Here is a 15,360-nt window from a genome sequence, read left to right on the forward strand (position 1 = left end):
GGCGTTCGCGATGGAGGCTGGAACGCACGCGGCTTTCGGGCGGTGCGGTACACGACAACGGGCAATGTCCCCGTGATGGGCGGAAGGCACGGCCTGTCACGACAACATCGGGGCGGATCACCCTTCGGCAGCACCCCACCCTTGGCCGCTGACGTCTGCCAGCGCGTCGAATACAGCCGGCGAGCGTTCCAGACGCGCGATCGTGCGGGCGCCCTCCAGCGCGGCGACCAACGCGGCCGCGGCTGACGATGCGCGCGCGGCAGCAAAACCGCATCCCCTGAAATGCGCCGCAATCACCTCGGTCGAATCGGCAAACCCGCGCGCGACCCGCTCGGTCAGCTCGGCGTCGAGCGCGGGCAGTTCGTTGGCGAGGTTTTGCATGAGGCACCCGTACTGGAAATCGGCGGCGACCATTTCGGCCGCAAACGTGCTGAAGAGCCGACGCACGAACTCCAGCGCATGACCGGTCGTTTCGGCCGAGATGTTCTGCAAGACGGCAATGCGATTCGTGACGTACTGATCGATTGCTTCTTCCGCGAGTTGGGCCTTGCCGCGTGGAAAGTGAAAGTAGAACGATCCCTTGGGCGCGCCGCTTTCTTCGAGGATCTGAGTCAGTCCGGTCGCGGTGTAGCCCTGGATGCGAAACAGCCGTTCGGCCGTGGCAATCGCGCGAGCGCGAGCGTCAGTCTTGCGTGTCATGCCGGAAAAGTACCACGTTCGGCTTGACCCGGCTATGGCGATCGCCATACTATGGTGATCACCATATTCCGGGAGGCCGCGATGCCCGTCGACAAGAGCAAGCTATCTGCGCCGAGACGAACGGTCCTGGCGATGGGCGCGGCCGGCCTGATTGCGGCTTTGCTTCGCCCCGCCCGCGCAAACCCGACAGCAGAAGGGGATCCGACCATGCCGACCTACGCCGCAGGAACGCTTCCCAAAGGGGTGCGCTCGCGCATGATCCACGGGGTGAACGGCCTCGACGTCCATATTCTCGAGGCCGGTCATGAAAGCGCCGGCCGGCCGCTCGCGTTGCTTTTGCACGGCTTTCCGGATCTGGCCTACGGCTGGCGACATCTGATGCCCATCCTGGCCGACGCGGGATACCACGTCGTGGCGCCCGACCAGCGGGGGTTTGGGCGCACCACCGGCTGGGTGAACGACTATGACGCCCCGCTCGCGCCGTTCAGCTTGTTGAATATGACGCGCGACGCGCTCGGATTGGTTTCTGCGTTGGGGTATCGGCAGACGTCAATGCTGGTAGGACACGACCTCGGCTCGCCCGTGGCGGCGTATTGTGCGCTGGCGCGACCTGACGTCTTTCCGTCGGTGGTGTTGATGAGCGCACCGTTCCCCGGCCCGCCGGCGCTTCCGTTCGACACGGCGCGAAGCGAGACATCGTCGGCTCAACCGAGCAGTGACGGTCGGAAACTGGCAGCGGCGCTTGCCGCGCTCGATCCGCCGAGACAGTATTACCAGCAATACCTGTGCACCCGGAACGCCAACCGGGACATGTGGCACCCGCCCCAAGGTTTATCCGCGTTTCTTCGCGCATTCTTCCATGTCAAGAGTGCCGACTGGCCCGGAAACAAGCCGCATCCGCTCAAGGCGCTCACGGCCGCGGAGTTGGCGCAAATGCCCACGTACTACGTGATGGATCTCGGCAAGACGATGCCCGAAACCGTCGCGCCATTCCAGCCGTCCGCCGCCGAAACCCGTGCCTGCATATGGCTGACCGATGCGGAACTTGGCGTGTACACGGCGGAGTACGGCCGCACCGGATTTCAAGGCGCGCTTCAGGCTTATCGCGTGTTGTCCGATCCTGATCTGAACGCCGAGTTGCGCCTGTTTTCGGGCAAGACGATCGACGTCCCGTCGCTCTTCATTGGCGGCACGAGCGATTGGGGCACCTATTCGGCGCCGGGCGCGCTCGATCTGATGAGAACGAAGGCGACGACGAGCATGCGTGGCATCGAACTGATCGACGGCGCAGGCCACTGGATCCAGCAGGAGCAACCGGCCAGACTGGGCGAACGCTTGCTCGCTTTCGCGAAGGCGTGAAGCACGGGCGCGGTGGCATAGGGCTTTTTCGCGACCGGCGGCGGTAGCCGCATCAGGTCCGGGAGGCCGTTTCGGCGCCGAACCGGTCGACCACGAATTCCGTAAAGCTGCGAAGCTTCGATGATTTCTGCTTCTGTTGCGGATAAAGCAGATTCATCGACCGCTCGGGGGCGGCGAAGTCCGGCATGATCTCGACGAGGCGCGCCTTGCGAATGTCCTCGTGGATCAGCATCGAAGGCAGCATCGCGATACCCAGCCCGCTCAACGTCGCGCGGCGCAACGCTTCCGCGCTGTCGATTTTCAGTCGGCCGTCCACGCAGATGCTCATCGGCCCGTCCGGGCCTTCCAGCATCCAGCGGGATTGTGCCGCGTGCCATTCCGATCGGGGCGGATACGCATACGTCAGGCAGTGATGCTCGCGCAGCGCATGCGGCGTAGTCGGCGCGCCATGTTCGTGAACGTAAGCGGGCGACGCACACATCACCAGCCGATAGGGCGCTAGCGGACGCGCCACCACATCCGGATTGGCGAGCGCGCCGATGCGAATGGCGGCCTCGAAACCCTCGTCGAACAGATCGGCGAGCGAGTCGGTTGCGACGATATCGAGCCTGATCTCGGGGTAGCGCCGGTAATAGTCCGCGAGCGCGGGAATCAGGCACTCGTTCGTGAACACGACAGGCGCCGTCACGCGCAGACGCCCGCGTGGATGCTCGAGGTGATCGAGCGCAAGCTGTTCCGTGTCGTCGACCAGACCGAGGACTTCGACGCAGCGCTCGTAGTAAGCCTGGCCGAACGCGCTGACTTTCTGCTTACGCGTCGTGCGGTGAACGAGGACCGCGCCCAGCCGACTTTCCAGCGCCTGAAGGTAGTTGCCGACCATGGTCGGCGACAGATCGGACGCTTGCGCGGCGGCCGTCAGGCTGCCCGTTTCCACGATGCGGACGAATACGGCCATCGCCTTGAAGAGATCCATTGCGCAATGCTACTGGATTCTGTTTCAAGGTGCGGCGCGTTTATCAGCCGCCGGTTTGGAAATACAGTGCAATGGAAATACATTGCGACAGGCGAGCGAAAGGAGAGCAGACATGCTGTATGAACTCACGACGTTGTCGTGTCCGCTTCTGGACCAAAATATCGTGTCCGGCCGTGCACATCGCTGGGTATCGGATGCCGACGCGCAAGGGCGGCTGCTTGGCGCATGGCGCACGGAAATTGGCGAGCTATCGCGGGTCGTCGTGCTGCGTGGCTTCGAGACGACGGACGAATTGCAGCATGAACGCAATCGGGCATTGAGCGCCGAGCAACCTTTCGGGATCGAAAGCGCGTCCGTTCGAGTGAGCATGGAAAGTTACGCACTTTTTCCTTTTCTACCCGATATCGAACCGGCGGTATTGGGCGAATTCTATGAGATTCGTTGCTACTGGCTGAAGGCCGGCGGTGTGGCGCCGACCATTTCCGCGTGGGAACGTGCGGTGGGCCCGGCCCAAGCCTATACGTCGCATCTCGTCTGCAACATGTACGCGCTCGACGGACCGCCGCGCATCACGCACATTTGGGGGTTCTCGAGTCTGGAAGAACGCATGGCGTTGAGAAAGCGGCACTACGCGGAGGGCCTGTGGCCGCCGGCAGGCGGGCCGGAACAGATCGAACGGGCGACGTCGACGATCGGCCTGCCGGAGGCGTGGTCGCCGTTGCATTGAATGCGCGGCCGGCGCAGGCAAACCGCGCTCCCCCGAAGTCAGGCTGACTCGGTAGTTGATTTCAATTCACCGCACTCAGCCGCCAAACCCACGTCGTGCGCTGAACCGTGCATCGCCGGCAACGCTACCCGCACATAAAGAAACGCACGCCGTTCACGATCGGGCAGCACCTGCGGTCCATAGCTGATCCTGACCGCGCCATCGTCGATCTCGCCGCCTTGCGCGAAACGCCACGCACGGGGATCGCTGTCGAGCAGGAATTCGGCGCGCGCATACGCGTGCGGCTCGAACAGCTCGGGGATCGTTACCGCGCGCCCATCGAGCTTGTCGAGCAACGCGTCGACCACGTTGAAGCCGTAGCCGTCGCGCACGATGTCGCAGATGAAGCTGCCCGCGATGCGCGGATTCAGCTCGATCACGTGCGGCACGCGGTCGTGCACGATGCAGTCGAGATGCACGGGCCCCCACGTGAGCCCGGCGGCGGCCGTCGCGCGCGTGCCGACGTCGATCAGCGCACGCAGCGTGTCGGCGTCGAGATCGAGCTCGGACGTATACCCGCGTTCGAGAAAACCCGCGCCATGCCGCTTCAGCTTGCGCAGCGCGCCGACGTAGCGGCCGTCGAAATACTCGACGCAGTATTCGCTGCCGTCCAGGAATTCCTCGATGACGATGCGTTCGGTCGCAAGCGATGGTGCATCGGCCTGTGCGGCAGCGAGCGCGTCGAGCTGCGTGCGCACGGCCGCGATGTCCTCGCAGCGGCGCACGCCGTCGCTCGCGGAGCCTTCCGACGGCTTGACGACGACCGGAAAGCGCAACGGCGCCGCGGCGGCCGCGAGCGCCGCCGGCGCGGCGAGCGTGCCCGCGACGAACTGGGCGGCCGGGATTCCGTGCGCGGCGAGCAGCGCCTTCTGGTTCGACTTCGACACCGCATGCGCGACGTGCCGCGCATCGGGGCCGGGCAGGCCGAGCGCATCGGCGACCCACGCGGCGGTGCGCGCATAGCTGTCGTGCGCGGTCGTCACGCGCAGCGTGTCGAGTTCGTCCGGAAAGCGGGCGCGCAGCCAGTCGACGAGCTGGCCGGCGTCGGGCGCGAGGTTGACCGTCTCGACGCCGTCGGGAAACACGCCATCGAGACGATGGCCGGGTGCGGTGATGACGGTCACGGCCACCTGGCGTGCGATGGCGGCGCGCACCAGTGCGACGCTGCTGCCGGTGGCGCGTGCGCCGATCAAGATGAGTCGCTTCATGATGAATCCTGGATCGAGGGCGGAAGAGGGATGCCGGCTAGCGTGCGCGCCGGCGCAGTCGCTGCGCTTCGAGGCGCGGCAGCAGATGCTGAACGACGCGCGGCAGCGTATAGATCGGCAGCTGCGCGCACGCGAACACGAGCGCCATGGTCGGCGTCGCGGCGAGCCCGAGCGCGGCCCACATCAGCCCGACGTTGCGATTCGCGACGATCAGCGCGACGTTCAGGCGCGTGCGGACGTCGCCGGGCGTGAGCCCGTACGCGACGATCTGGAAGCCCGCGTTGACGGCGAATGCGAGTGCGATCGCCGTCAACGCGCGGTGCGGTGCGTCGATGATCGACTGCTGCATGCCGGCCATCGTGCCGAGTGCGAATATCAGCAGCGCGACGACGACGGTTGCATCGATCGGCGTCGCATGGCGCGCGAGTCGCGCGCCGGCAAAGCGCCGCACGAGCAGCGCGACGCCCTCGGCGCTGCCGATCAGCAGCGCGAGCCGCAGCGCGAGGCTCGACGGCGAAATCGACACCACCGCGTCGTGGCTGAACCACGCGGTCAGCAGCGGCGCGGTCAGCGGCACGAACACCATCGACGCGAGGGTCGCGACGAGCGCGACACTGGCGTCGAGCGACAGCATTCGCGCGATCGTCGACGTGCCGCTCGACGGCGGCGCGCAGTATGCGATCACCAGCGCGACGACCCAGTCGTACGGCAAACCCGCGAGCCGCGCGGCGATGCCGAGCGCGACCGGGCACGCGATCATCGTCACGGCGGGCAGCAGCAGCGACACGGCGGGCCGCCATGCGACCGCGCGCACGGCGCTCGGCTCGACGCGCAGCAACGTGCCGAGCACGAACAGGAACACGGTAACGGGCATCAGCGGCCGTGCGAGATCCGCGAGCGGCGGCGCCAGCAACCCGAGGCCGACGCCGCACGCGAGCACGGTCGGGCCGCGCCGCACCAGCGCGGCGATCACTGCGCGCACGGACGAACCTCGGGCCGGCGGCGGACGGGAGTGAAGCCGAAGCAGGCAGCGGATGGCATGCGGATTCCTTGGAGAGGCGGCCGGCAGGGAATACCCGCTAGGCTAATCCCGATGATGAGCGAAGTAAAATGATATAAGATTAATCAGTAACAAGAGAAACTGATATGAACATCCCTCTGCTCGAAACTTTCCGGGCCGTCGTGCAGGAAGGCAGCGCGTTGCGTGCGGCCGAACGGCTCGGCTGTACGCAGTCGAACGTCACCGCGCGGCTGCGCCAGCTCGAAGAGTCGCTCGACGCGCTGCTGTTCGACCGGCACGGCAAGCGGCTGGTACTGAACGATGCCGGACGCCGGCTGATGCCGTATTGCGACCGCATCCTGCGCCTCGTCGACGAAGCGACGCAGGTGGTGCGCGAAACGCCGGTTGCCCGCAGTTTCCGGCTCGGCTCGATGGAAAGCACGGCCGCCACGCGGCTGCCGGCGCTGGCCGCCGCGCTGAAGGAGCGCGATCCGGCGCTCGGCCTCGCGGTGCAGATCGGCAGCGAGCCGGATCTGGCCGACGCGCTGCTGCGCGGCCGGCTCGACGCGGCGCTGACCGCACGCGCGGTGGTCCGGCCCGGGCTGCATTACGAGCCCGCGTTCGCGGAAGACATGGTGCTGGTGAGCGCGGCGACCGTCACGCGCCGGCAGCTGCTGGCCGACAACACGGTGCGCTTGCTCGCGTTTCACGACGGCTGTCCGTATCGCGCGGTCGCGGAGCACTGGTTGAAGGCGCGCGGCGTCGCGATCGAATCGGTGTCGTCGTTCGGCACGTTCGGCGCGATCCTCGGCTGCGTCGCGGCCGGGATGGGCGTCGCGATCCTGCCGAAACGGATCACGACCGAACACGTGGCGCGCAAGGAGCTGCGCACGCACGCATTCGACGATCTCGACAGCGTGACGACCTACCTCGTCACGCCCGACGAAGCGCCTGCGTTGCCCGAACTCGACGCGTTGCGCGCGGTGCTCGGCCGCCGGGCGGGTGCGCTGCTCGCGCGCTGACACACGCACGCCGCAGCCCTAGGCCGGCACGACCGCGCACTCATCCGCGAAGAAATCGGCCTCGATTTCGCGAATGCGCGCGCAGTCCTCGAGCAGTCGCTCGAACGTCGGGCTGTAGAGGCCGACCGTGCCGAGCGCCGTCTGCAGGTCGGTGGTCACGCGCAGCGTGTCGCCGACCTTGATCCACTGCTTGAGCCCGACGAACGACGGTAGCGCCTGGATCGCCTGCCACGTGAAATCCTGCCGCAGCACGCCGTTGCGCGACGAAAGCAGCAGCACGTGCCCGCAGTACCCGTGAAAATCCGTCGGCGTGGCGACGTCGCCGAACAGCCGCTCCGGATGCAGCACGGCTTCGACGGTGGCCGACACGTGATTCTCGCCGCTGACCGCGCTCGTCAGCCGCGGGTCGAGGCTGCCGTGCAGCCGTGCGTTCAGCTCGACGATCGTCGGGCCGTCGGCCGTATCGAACAGCTCCAGATGAGTCGGCCCGAAGCGCACGTCGAGCGCGTCGAGCACGTCGGCCGCGTAGTCGAGCAGCGGCGCGTAGCGCGGGTCGGCGTGGTTCAGCACCAGCATCTTGTCGAGCCGCGGCGCGTGCGTGCGGTCGCGATGCACTTCCCACAGGCTGACCACGCGATGGCGGCCCTCGAACGACACCGAATCGACGATGTATTCCTGCCCCTCCGAATAGCTCTGGATCACGATGTCGTCGTTCGGCTGGTTGTACAGCGAACGGGTGGCGAGCACGTCGCGCGCGGCGGCCTCGACCTGCGCGAGCGTCCGGCAGATCTTCACGCCGGCCACGCCCGCGCTGCGCGCCGGCTTCACGACGAGCGGCAAGGTACCGTGCGCGCGCGCCCAATCGAGCGCTTCGTCGACCGACGTGCTGTGGAAATGCGCGGGCGCGCGCAGCCCGGCCTGGCGAATGCGCTCGTTCATCGCGAACTTGTCGCGTCGCGCGGCGGAGGTCGCGAGCGGGTTGCGTGACGGCACGTCGAGCCGCTCGGCCAGCGTGTCGGCCAGCTCGAGCGCCGCGTCGAGACCGTGCAGCACCGCGCCGATCCGCAGGTCGCCCAGTTGCGCGAGCGTCGCGTCGATGTCGCCGCGATGCTGAACCTGCCTGATGTAGTCGGACGGCACGAACTGGTTTCGATAGATTGCCGGCAGATCGGGGTCGCTGATCACGTGCACGCAACGGATGCCGTAGGCGCGAAACGCGGGGGCCAGGTACGCGGCGGTCGACGCGCCGTCGACGATCAGGACGGTATCGATGAAGCGATGCTGCATGGATTCCTCGCTCGGATGGGGGATCGGTTGAAGGATGTCGTGCGGCAAGGTGCTCAGGCCCGCGTGCCGGCGTCGCGGGCGTCGCCGGGCCAGCGCACGGCGAGCACGACACAGACCGCGACGAGCGCGGCCGCGATGGCGAACGCGCGCGCCGCGCCGGCGACGATTGCCGCGCCCTGGCCGGCAACCAGCGCGCCGAGCGCGGCGACGCCGATCGCGGCGCCGACCTGGCGCGCGGTATTGAGAATCGCGGACGCGGTGGCCGAGCGGCCGGCCTCGACGCTGCCGAGCATCGTCGACGTCAGCGCGGGAATCGCGATGCCGCCGCCGATCGCCATCGCCGCGAGCCCCGGCGCCAGCAGCGCGTACGGCGTGTGCGCGGCGAGCGTTTGCCACAGCCACACGTAGCCGGCGAGCGATACGGCGAGGCCGACGATGACGGTCGCGCGAAACCCGTAGCGGACCGCGAGCCGTGCGCTCGTGATGTTGGCGAGCATGATGATCGTGAGCGGCGCGAGCGCGAGCCCCGATTCGGTCGCCGTGAAGCCGCGCGCGTTCTGGAAATAGAGGCTCAGCGAGAAGATCAGCCCGTAGAACGCCGCATTCGTGACCGCGCCGATCGCGAGCACGCCCGGCACGCGGGCGATCCGGAAGAACGCGAGCTGCAGCATCGGCGCGGCCACGCGTCGCTCGATCGCGACGAACCATGCGCCGAGCACGGCCGACGCGATCAGCGCGGCGGCCGCATACGGATCGCCGATGCCGTGCGCACCGGCCCGGATGATCCCGCCGGTCAGCAGCCCGAGCACGAGCACCGCGACGATCTGGCCGGCCGGATCGAACAGCCGCGTGCGCGCGGCGGCCGAATCCTGCACGTGACGCAGCGTGAGCCATAGCCCGAGCGCGCAGATCGGCAGGTTGATGAAGAAGATCGCGCGCCAGCCGAGCGAATCGATCAGCAGGCCGCCGAGTGTCGGCCCGGCCGCGCTGATCGCGCCGCCCGTCGCGCTCCACCACGCGACGGCTTTGACGCGCGCGGCGGCATCGTCGGCGCACGCATGCGTGATCAGCGCGAGCGACGTGGGCAGGATCATCGCGGCGCCGACGCCTTGCGCGACGCGTGCGGCGACCAGCGCGGCCAGCGACGGCGCGAGCGCGCAGCCGAGCGACGCGAGCAGGAACAGCGCGAGACCGTGTGCGAACAGCCGGCGGCTGCCGAAGCGGTCGGCCAGCGTGCCGGACGTCAGCAGCAGCGCGGCGAACGACAGCGTGTACGCATCGACGATCCACTGCAGCCCGTGGACGCTCGATCCGAATGCGTGGCCGAGGCTCGGAATCGCGACGTTGACGACGGTCACGTCGAGCTGGACGATCGCGAAGCCGAGGCTCGCGGCCGCGACGGTCGGGAAGATCGCGCGTAGCGACGTGCGGGGCGGAGTCGCGGCGGCGGTCGGCGCGCGCTCGACGTGCTCGAGTGCCGGGGCACGGTCGCTCATCGCGGCTCCCACGGCAGATGGGGCGTGCGGGACATAGGGCACAACAGGCGGTATCGAGTCATCTGGCGGGTTCCCGTAGGGAGATGAACGGAGCCGGCTTCTCGTCGGGAGCCGGCCGCATCGTCGAATCCGACAGAAAACTAGCATCAACCCGTTAGCGAATACAAATAATAAGCAACGATTTTTTAACAAGTATTCCTGTTAAAGGACGGCGCATACGACGTGAACCGGTTCCGTCCGCATTGCTGAACTTATATCGATAATTTTTGTTTGCAATCGCATTAATATCATTTCGCAATGCAATGACGGTCTCCTAGTCTTGTCGAGCGCTTCGCACCGAGGACGGCGGGGCGCGGCGGCGATGCCACGCCGCTCTTCGAACCAGATCTTTATACGAGAGACTTATGACCTATCTCGCAGATGAACGTATTGCTTTGACCGCAGCGGAATCCGCTCACATCCGCAAGACGCTCGGCGCGCTGGATTACGACCCGGCCGGCGGCGCGGGCTATATCAGCGCAGTCCGCAAGCTGGCCTACAACGCGTTTCCCGACCGGATCGTCGACGCATTCGATCGGGCGAAGGCGCCGACCGCGGACGCGCACGGCTCGATCGAGATCGACAACCTGCCGATCGACGACGGGGTGACGGGCAGCCCGCGGTTCGAGGAAACCGGCCGCTCGTTCAAGGCCGGCGTGCTGAGCGAGAACGTGCTGGTCGCGTTGAGCACGCTGGCCGGCGAGCCGTACTCGATCGCGCACGAAGGCCGCGAGCTGGTGAACAACCTGACGCCGCACAAGGCGACCGCGCGCGACTACACGGGCCTCGGCTCGGAGGTCGAGCTGGACTTCCATATCGAGAACGCCGCGCAGGCGCACATGCCGGAAGGCGACACGTCGCCGTTCGCGCTGCTGCTGCTCGGCGTGCGCAGCGAGGCCGGCGGCGGCCCGTACACGCGGCTCGCCGATGCGCGCCGCGCGCTGCAACTGCTGTCGCCGGACGATATCGCGCAACTCTACGGCGAGCACTACATCATTCGCGTGCCGTACCGGTGGCGCGGCGCCGCGCCTACGCCGCGCGACAACACCGACCTGAGCGCCGTGCTGTCGGGGCCGCTCGAGGCGCCGCGCGTGACGGTCGCGTTCTATCCGGACATGGTGCTGGCGGTCAACGCGCGCGCGCAGGAAGCGCTCGCCAACCTGTATCGCGCGGTGCGCGAGGTGTCGTTCGGCGTGCAGGTGTCGCCGGGCAAGCTGGTGCTGATCAACAACCACTTCACGCTGCATTCGCGCGACCGCTTCGATCCGCAGTACGACGAGAACGACCGCGCGTTCCGCTGGGTGCAGCGCGTGTTCGTCGCGCGCAGCCTGTGGAACTTCCGCGCGTTCACGTCGCTGCAAGCGCGTGTGTTCGATCCGAAGGCGGTGTATGCGGGCGAGTCGGCGCACGCGAGGCGTCCGTCGCCCGTCGTGCAACCGGCGACGCAGCGTGCGGCCTCGGTCGAACTCGAAGCGACGCCTGCGTGATCGACCCGGCGGGGCAGCGACTGGCGCCGAACGTTGCCAGCCCGCTGCCCGCGCTCGCTCCCAGCATCCTCGAATAAAAACAGGAATCCACAAGAAATGAGAAGAACCGCCTTTCCCGTTGGGCGCATCGCCCGCGTGCTGGCCGTCGCGCTGATCGCCGCGAGCGCCGGAAGCGCCGTCACCGCGCGCGCTGCATCGTTCGACCTGAGCCCCGAGCAGCCGGCCCGGCAGCGCGGCGCCGTGAACCCGGCGGTCGAGCAGGCGCTGCCGGCCGGCTTCCGGTTTGCCGAAGCGAACACGCTGACGATCGGCATCGCGCCGAACCTGCCGCCGCTCAGCACCTATGCGACCGACGCGCGCACGGTGGTCGGCTTCGATCCCGATCTCGCGCAGCTGATCGCGGACAGCGTCGGCCGCAAGCTGAAAATCGTGCCGCTCGCATGGGCCGACTGGCCGCTCGCGCTGCAGTCCGGCAAGGTCGACGCGGTGATCTCGAACGTGACGGTGACCGAGCAGCGCAAGGAGAAGTTCGACTTCTCGACCTACCGGAAGGACCAGCTCGGCTTCTACGTGAAGACCAACAGCAAGCTTGCCGCGATCCGCGAGCCGAAGGACGTCGCCGGGCTGCGCGTCGTGACCGATTCGGGCACGAACCAGGAAAAGATCCTGCTCGAATGGAACCGGCAGAACGTCGCGCGCGGCCTCGCGCCGATCGAGATCCAGTATTACGCGGATGCGGCCGAGCGTTGGGTCGCGCTGCAGTCGGGCCGCGTCGACACGATCTTCAGCGTGAATTCGATGCTCGCGTACCAGGCGTCGCTGCGCGGCGATGCGAAACTGATCGGCACCGTCAGCGGCGGCTGGCCGCGCACCGCCGATATCGCGATCACGACCCGCAAGGGCAGCGGCCTCGCCGATCCGCTGACGCTCGCGATCAATGCGCTGATCGCGAACGGCAGCTACCGGAAGGCGCTCGATCACTGGCGGCTGGACGCCGAAGCGATCGACCGGTCGCAGACCAATCCGCCGGGGCTGCCGCGCACCTGAGTACCGCACGCGGCGGGGCGCACGTGAGCGTCGTCGTAGTCGTCCTCCGCCCCGGCCGCGTTGAAACCGCCAGTCGGCGGCTGCTTGAAATAGCCGTCGCGATCCGGTTACGGCTTGGCGCCGGGCGGTTTCGCGTCCGGCTGGCTGGCGGCGATCTCGATCGTCGTTTCCCAGCGGAAATAGCCCGACACGGCGCCGTCGCGATCGAGCACCGCGAAATCGGCCGTGCACGAGGTGGCGCCCGCGGCCAGCACCTCGCTGCGCCAGAAATGGTCTTTCATCGGCCGGCACGACGGATGCAGCAGATCGTCGCCGTCCGGCACCGGCACGGCGGCGTCGCGGATTTCCGCTTCGATCGGCGCGACGATGCCGGCGTCCTTCAACGCGAACCGGACGAACAGCACGGTCGCCTCCGCACGCAGCGCGAGCGCGGTTTCGCGCAGATGAAGCTGGTCGCCCGGCAACAGGCCGGCGAAGAGCCGGTTGTCGTTGCGGCCGACCTGCCCGGCGTCGCCGGGGCTCAACACGTAGATGTGCCGGCCGTCGATCGCGGTCGGCGCGTCGGCGTCCCGGCTCGCATCGGGATAGGCCGACAGCAGCGTGACGGCGTCGACGATCGCCAGCACATCGCAACGAACACCAGACATGAGCACGCCCTCCGCAACATGTGAGCGGCACGGACGGCCGTCGTGCGCCGCCCGCGTGCCGCGATCAGATCAGTTATGGATCGAGATGAACGGATCCCACGAGAAGCAGCCCTGGCTCTGGCAATTGCGATCGATGATCTGGAACTGGAAGTGGTAGGTCACGCGGCCGACCTTCAGGCATTCGGAAGACCAGTAGTAGTTCGCGACCTTCTGGCACGTCGGCACTTCCGGTTTGCTCGTGTTCGGCACCGGGATCGATGCTTCCGCGACGCGCGGCGTCGGCGTCGAGATCAGGTCGTTGCCGACGTTGCCGATGAACTTGTAGAACACCACCTGGTTTTCGAAGCCGAGCGACAGGCTCGTTTCGCGCCAGCGGATCAGGTCGCCGACCTGCGCCTTCAGGTCGAGCTCGCCGCCCGCCTGCCCGGAGATGACGTTGTCCTGATTCGTCACCATATACACGTAATGCCAGTCGATCAGCGTCGGCGCAGCCGGATTCTTGCTGGGATTCGGATATTTTTTGAGAATGGTTTCGGTATCGAACGAGACGAGCACATCGGTAACGCGTGACATAGAAGCTCCCGTTTCAAGTAATGGAACTTATCGTTGCGCGAATTGCTTCGTGCGGCCGCCATCGCGTTGTGCTGCAAGGGTTTTCGCCGGGTTCGACGCATGCAGAAGCGACGGCGAATGCAGATTATCCCGTTTGGTTAATCGTGGTAGCTGTAAAAGTAAACAGGTCCGAAAATGATTTATCGGGTTAATTTTGAAATCGGAATCAATCGAATCGATGCGTGACATAAATATCACGACATTGAATCTGTTAATTGATTGACCGATTATTGGCGGGAGCGGGAAGCGGGCCGCTTACCGGTACGTCCAGAGCCGGTGCAGCACGAACGTCGTCGGCGGGATCAGCAGCGCGATCGCGACGACGCCCATCGCGCGCGATGCACCCAACGCCTCGGCGGCGCGCGCGAGCAGCATCGTTTCGGCGAACCCGACGAGCGTGACCGCGAGAAAGCGCGTCGCGTTGCGGGTGCGCACCGTCGACGAGAAGCTCCACAGCGTATTCGCCAGATACGAGAACGCGGTCGCGCAGAGGAACGCGACCGCATTCGCGGTCACCGGCGTCGCATCGAACAGCGCGAACAGGGCGGCCGCGACCAGCGAATGGATCGCGGTCGAGCCGAGCCCGGACACGCCGAAGCGCACGAGCCGCGTGCGCTCGGCCTGCAGCAGCGCGATCATGGCGCCTGCGCGTCAGCGCGCGCCGATGCGCGCGCGGACCGGCTGCGCGCGCCGGCGTGCGGGCTGGCGGCGTGCGTCGCGCGCGACCGGCAGTTCGATCACCTTGCCGTGCGTCTGGTAGCGGCGGCGGATCAGGTACACGGGCCGTTGCTTCGATTCGTCGTAGATCCGCCCGACGTATTCGCCGACGACGCCGATCCCGATCAGCTCGATGCCGCCGATGAACAGCGTGACCGAGATCAGCGACGCGTAGCCGAGCACCGGATTGCCGAACAGCAGCGTGCGCAGGATGATGAACGTGCCGTACACGAATGCGAGCGCCGCGATGCCGATGCCGATGTAGGTCCAGCTGCGCAGCGGCACGGTGCTGAAGCTGGTGATGCCTTCCAGTGCGAAATTCCACAGCTTCCACCCGGAGAATTTCGAGTGCCCGGCGCTGCGCGGATCGCGCTGGTATTCGACGATCACGGTCTTGTAGCCGACCCACGCGAACAGGCCCTTCATGAAGCGGTGCCGCTCGGGCAGGTTGCGCAGCGCGTTCACGACCTTGCGATCCATCAACCGGAAATCGCCGACGTTCTCCGGCAGCTTCACGTCCGACAGCAGGTTGTGCACGCGATAGTAGATCGCGGCGGCGGTGCGCTTGGCGAACGAATCGCATGCGCGGTTGCTGCGCTTGGCCGCGACGACCTCCGCGCCGTCGCGCCAGTGCTCGATCAGCACCGGAATCAGGCTCGGCGGGTCCTGCAGGTCGGCGTCGAGCGGGATCACCGCATCGCCGGCGGCTTCGTCGAGGCCGGCCGTCAGAGCGGCCTCCTTGCCGAAATTGCGGGTGAGATCGATGACGCGCACGCGCCGCTCGGCGGCGCCGATCCGGACCAGACGTTCCAGCGTGTCGTCGCGGCTGCCGTCGTTCACGCAGACGATCTCGAAGCGGATCGCATCGATCGCGCTCATCAGCGGAATCACGACGTCGAAGAAGCGCTCGACGGCTTCGCCTTCGTTGTAGAACGGCACGACCAGCGAGACGAGCGGCGTGTAGATGGATTCCCGCATGATGATTCCCCTTGTGATGTCGT

At 66.8% G+C, this 15,360-nt stretch carries 15 protein-coding genes; 5 read left to right on the forward strand and 10 right to left on the reverse strand.

The genetic code is table 11. The annotated features are described in order from the left end of the window. Positions 1-117 precede the first annotated feature (117 nt). Positions 118-699: a TetR/AcrR family transcriptional regulator gene (locus tag J8I33_RS11745; protein WP_124592655.1), complete on the reverse strand. Its 582-nt coding sequence runs from the start codon at positions 697-699 to the stop codon at positions 118-120. A gap of 255 nt (positions 700-954) precedes the next feature. On the opposite strand from J8I33_RS11745, the gene J8I33_RS11750 reads away from it, so the two are divergent. Beyond that, on the forward strand, positions 955-2,058 hold the full coding sequence (locus J8I33_RS11750; protein WP_209924489.1) for an alpha/beta hydrolase: 1,104 nt from the start codon (positions 955-957) through the stop codon (positions 2,056-2,058). Between the two features lie 52 nt (positions 2,059-2,110). Here the strand turns inward: J8I33_RS11750 and J8I33_RS11755 are convergent, their stop codons facing one another. Further along, complete coding sequence (locus J8I33_RS11755) at positions 2,111-3,031, reverse strand: LysR family transcriptional regulator (RefSeq protein WP_124630113.1); 921 nt, start codon at positions 3,029-3,031, stop codon at positions 2,111-2,113. A gap of 112 nt (positions 3,032-3,143) precedes the next feature. Here J8I33_RS11755 and J8I33_RS11760 point away from each other — a divergent pair, with 112 nt between their 5' ends. After that, entirely contained in the window at positions 3,144-3,758 is a 615-nt protein-coding gene (locus J8I33_RS11760) for an NIPSNAP family protein (RefSeq protein WP_209924268.1), read from the forward strand. 38 nt (positions 3,759-3,796) lie between these two features. Here the strand turns inward: J8I33_RS11760 and J8I33_RS11765 are convergent, their stop codons facing one another. Then, entirely contained in the window at positions 3,797-5,005 is a 1,209-nt protein-coding gene (locus tag J8I33_RS11765; protein ID WP_209935727.1) for an ATP-grasp domain-containing protein, read from the reverse strand. Between the two features lie 37 nt (positions 5,006-5,042). Next, positions 5,043-5,987 carry a hypothetical protein gene (locus tag J8I33_RS11770; protein WP_209935734.1) on the reverse strand — a complete coding sequence of 315 codons (945 nt, stop codon included), beginning with the start codon at positions 5,985-5,987 and terminating at the stop codon, positions 5,043-5,045. A 164-nt stretch (positions 5,988-6,151) separates the two neighbouring features. On the opposite strand from J8I33_RS11770, the gene J8I33_RS11775 reads away from it, so the two are divergent. Beyond that, positions 6,152-7,027 carry a LysR substrate-binding domain-containing protein gene (locus tag J8I33_RS11775; RefSeq protein ID WP_050015364.1) on the forward strand — a complete coding sequence of 292 codons (876 nt, stop codon included), beginning with the start codon at positions 6,152-6,154 and terminating at the stop codon, positions 7,025-7,027. 18 nt (positions 7,028-7,045) lie between these two features. Here J8I33_RS11775 and J8I33_RS11780 read toward each other — a convergent pair whose 3' ends face one another. Together J8I33_RS11780 and J8I33_RS11785 are read right to left on the reverse strand one after the other, a co-directional pair. Continuing rightward, positions 7,046-8,314, reverse strand: coding sequence for an ATP-grasp domain-containing protein (locus tag J8I33_RS11780; RefSeq protein ID WP_050015362.1), 1,269 nt, complete (start codon positions 8,312-8,314; stop codon positions 7,046-7,048). A gap of 53 nt (positions 8,315-8,367) precedes the next feature. Continuing rightward, positions 8,368-9,810: an MFS transporter gene (locus J8I33_RS11785; protein ID WP_209924270.1), complete on the reverse strand. Its 1,443-nt coding sequence runs from the start codon at positions 9,808-9,810 to the stop codon at positions 8,368-8,370. A 404-nt stretch (positions 9,811-10,214) separates the two neighbouring features. Here J8I33_RS11785 and J8I33_RS11790 point away from each other — a divergent pair, with 404 nt between their 5' ends. Both J8I33_RS11790 and J8I33_RS11795 read left to right on the forward strand, forming a co-directional pair. Further along, positions 10,215-11,336, forward strand: coding sequence for a TauD/TfdA family dioxygenase (locus tag J8I33_RS11790; protein WP_124637519.1), 1,122 nt, complete (start codon positions 10,215-10,217; stop codon positions 11,334-11,336). Positions 11,337-11,432: 96 nt separating this feature from the next. Beyond that, complete coding sequence (locus J8I33_RS11795) at positions 11,433-12,383, forward strand: ABC transporter substrate-binding protein (RefSeq protein WP_050015356.1); 951 nt, start codon at positions 11,433-11,435, stop codon at positions 12,381-12,383. Positions 12,384-12,490: 107 nt separating this feature from the next. On the opposite strand, the gene J8I33_RS11800 is transcribed toward J8I33_RS11795, so the two are convergent. The 4 genes from J8I33_RS11800 to J8I33_RS11815 all read right to left on the reverse strand — a co-directional run bounded on the left by J8I33_RS11800 (position 12,491) and on the right by J8I33_RS11815 (position 15,337). Then, a complete protein-coding gene (locus J8I33_RS11800) occupies positions 12,491-13,030 on the reverse strand; it encodes an AidA/PixA family protein (protein ID WP_209924271.1) in 540 nt (179 codons plus the stop codon). Positions 13,031-13,099: 69 nt separating this feature from the next. Further along, positions 13,100-13,603 carry an inclusion body family protein gene (locus J8I33_RS11805; RefSeq protein ID WP_023475068.1) on the reverse strand — a complete coding sequence of 168 codons (504 nt, stop codon included), beginning with the start codon at positions 13,601-13,603 and terminating at the stop codon, positions 13,100-13,102. Between the two features lie 294 nt (positions 13,604-13,897). Continuing rightward, positions 13,898-14,281, reverse strand: coding sequence for a GtrA family protein (locus J8I33_RS11810; RefSeq protein WP_209935741.1), 384 nt, complete (start codon positions 14,279-14,281; stop codon positions 13,898-13,900). Between the two features lie 12 nt (positions 14,282-14,293). Continuing rightward, positions 14,294-15,337, reverse strand: a complete 1,044-nt coding sequence (locus J8I33_RS11815) for a glycosyltransferase family 2 protein (protein WP_124555462.1) — start codon at positions 15,335-15,337, stop codon at positions 14,294-14,296. Positions 15,338-15,360 lie beyond the last annotated feature (23 nt).

Source organism: Burkholderia sp. AcTa6-5 (genome assembly GCF_017815075.1).
GTDB lineage: Bacteria > Pseudomonadota > Gammaproteobacteria > Burkholderiales > Burkholderiaceae > Burkholderia > Burkholderia sola.

Bases quoted from the DNA above. Each gene is read 5' to 3' on its own strand.
- J8I33_RS11745 (WP_124592655.1), bottom strand. From the start codon at position 699: ATGACACGCAAGACTGACGCTCGCGCTCGCGCGATTGCCACGGCCGAA.
- J8I33_RS11750 (WP_209924489.1), top strand. From the start codon at position 955: ATGATCCACGGGGTGAACGGCCTCGACGTCCATATTCTCGAGGCCGGT.
- J8I33_RS11755 (WP_124630113.1), bottom strand. From the start codon at position 3,031: ATGGATCTCTTCAAGGCGATGGCCGTATTCGTCCGCATCGTGGAAACG.
- J8I33_RS11760 (WP_209924268.1), top strand. From the start codon at position 3,144: ATGCTGTATGAACTCACGACGTTGTCGTGTCCGCTTCTGGACCAAAAT.
- J8I33_RS11765 (WP_209935727.1), bottom strand. From the start codon at position 5,005: ATGAAGCGACTCATCTTGATCGGCGCACGCGCCACCGGCAGCAGCGTC.
- J8I33_RS11775 (WP_050015364.1), top strand. From the start codon at position 6,152: ATGAACATCCCTCTGCTCGAAACTTTCCGGGCCGTCGTGCAGGAAGGC.
- J8I33_RS11780 (WP_050015362.1), bottom strand. From the start codon at position 8,314: ATGCAGCATCGCTTCATCGATACCGTCCTGATCGTCGACGGCGCGTCG.
- J8I33_RS11785 (WP_209924270.1), bottom strand. From the start codon at position 9,810: ATGAGCGACCGTGCCCCGGCACTCGAGCACGTCGAGCGCGCGCCGACC.
- J8I33_RS11790 (WP_124637519.1), top strand. From the start codon at position 10,215: ATGACCTATCTCGCAGATGAACGTATTGCTTTGACCGCAGCGGAATCC.
- J8I33_RS11795 (WP_050015356.1), top strand. From the start codon at position 11,433: ATGAGAAGAACCGCCTTTCCCGTTGGGCGCATCGCCCGCGTGCTGGCC.
- J8I33_RS11800 (WP_209924271.1), bottom strand. From the start codon at position 13,030: ATGTCTGGTGTTCGTTGCGATGTGCTGGCGATCGTCGACGCCGTCACG.
- J8I33_RS11805 (WP_023475068.1), bottom strand. From the start codon at position 13,603: ATGTCACGCGTTACCGATGTGCTCGTCTCGTTCGATACCGAAACCATT.
- J8I33_RS11810 (WP_209935741.1), bottom strand. From the start codon at position 14,281: ATGATCGCGCTGCTGCAGGCCGAGCGCACGCGGCTCGTGCGCTTCGGC.
- J8I33_RS11815 (WP_124555462.1), bottom strand. From the start codon at position 15,337: ATGCGGGAATCCATCTACACGCCGCTCGTCTCGCTGGTCGTGCCGTTC.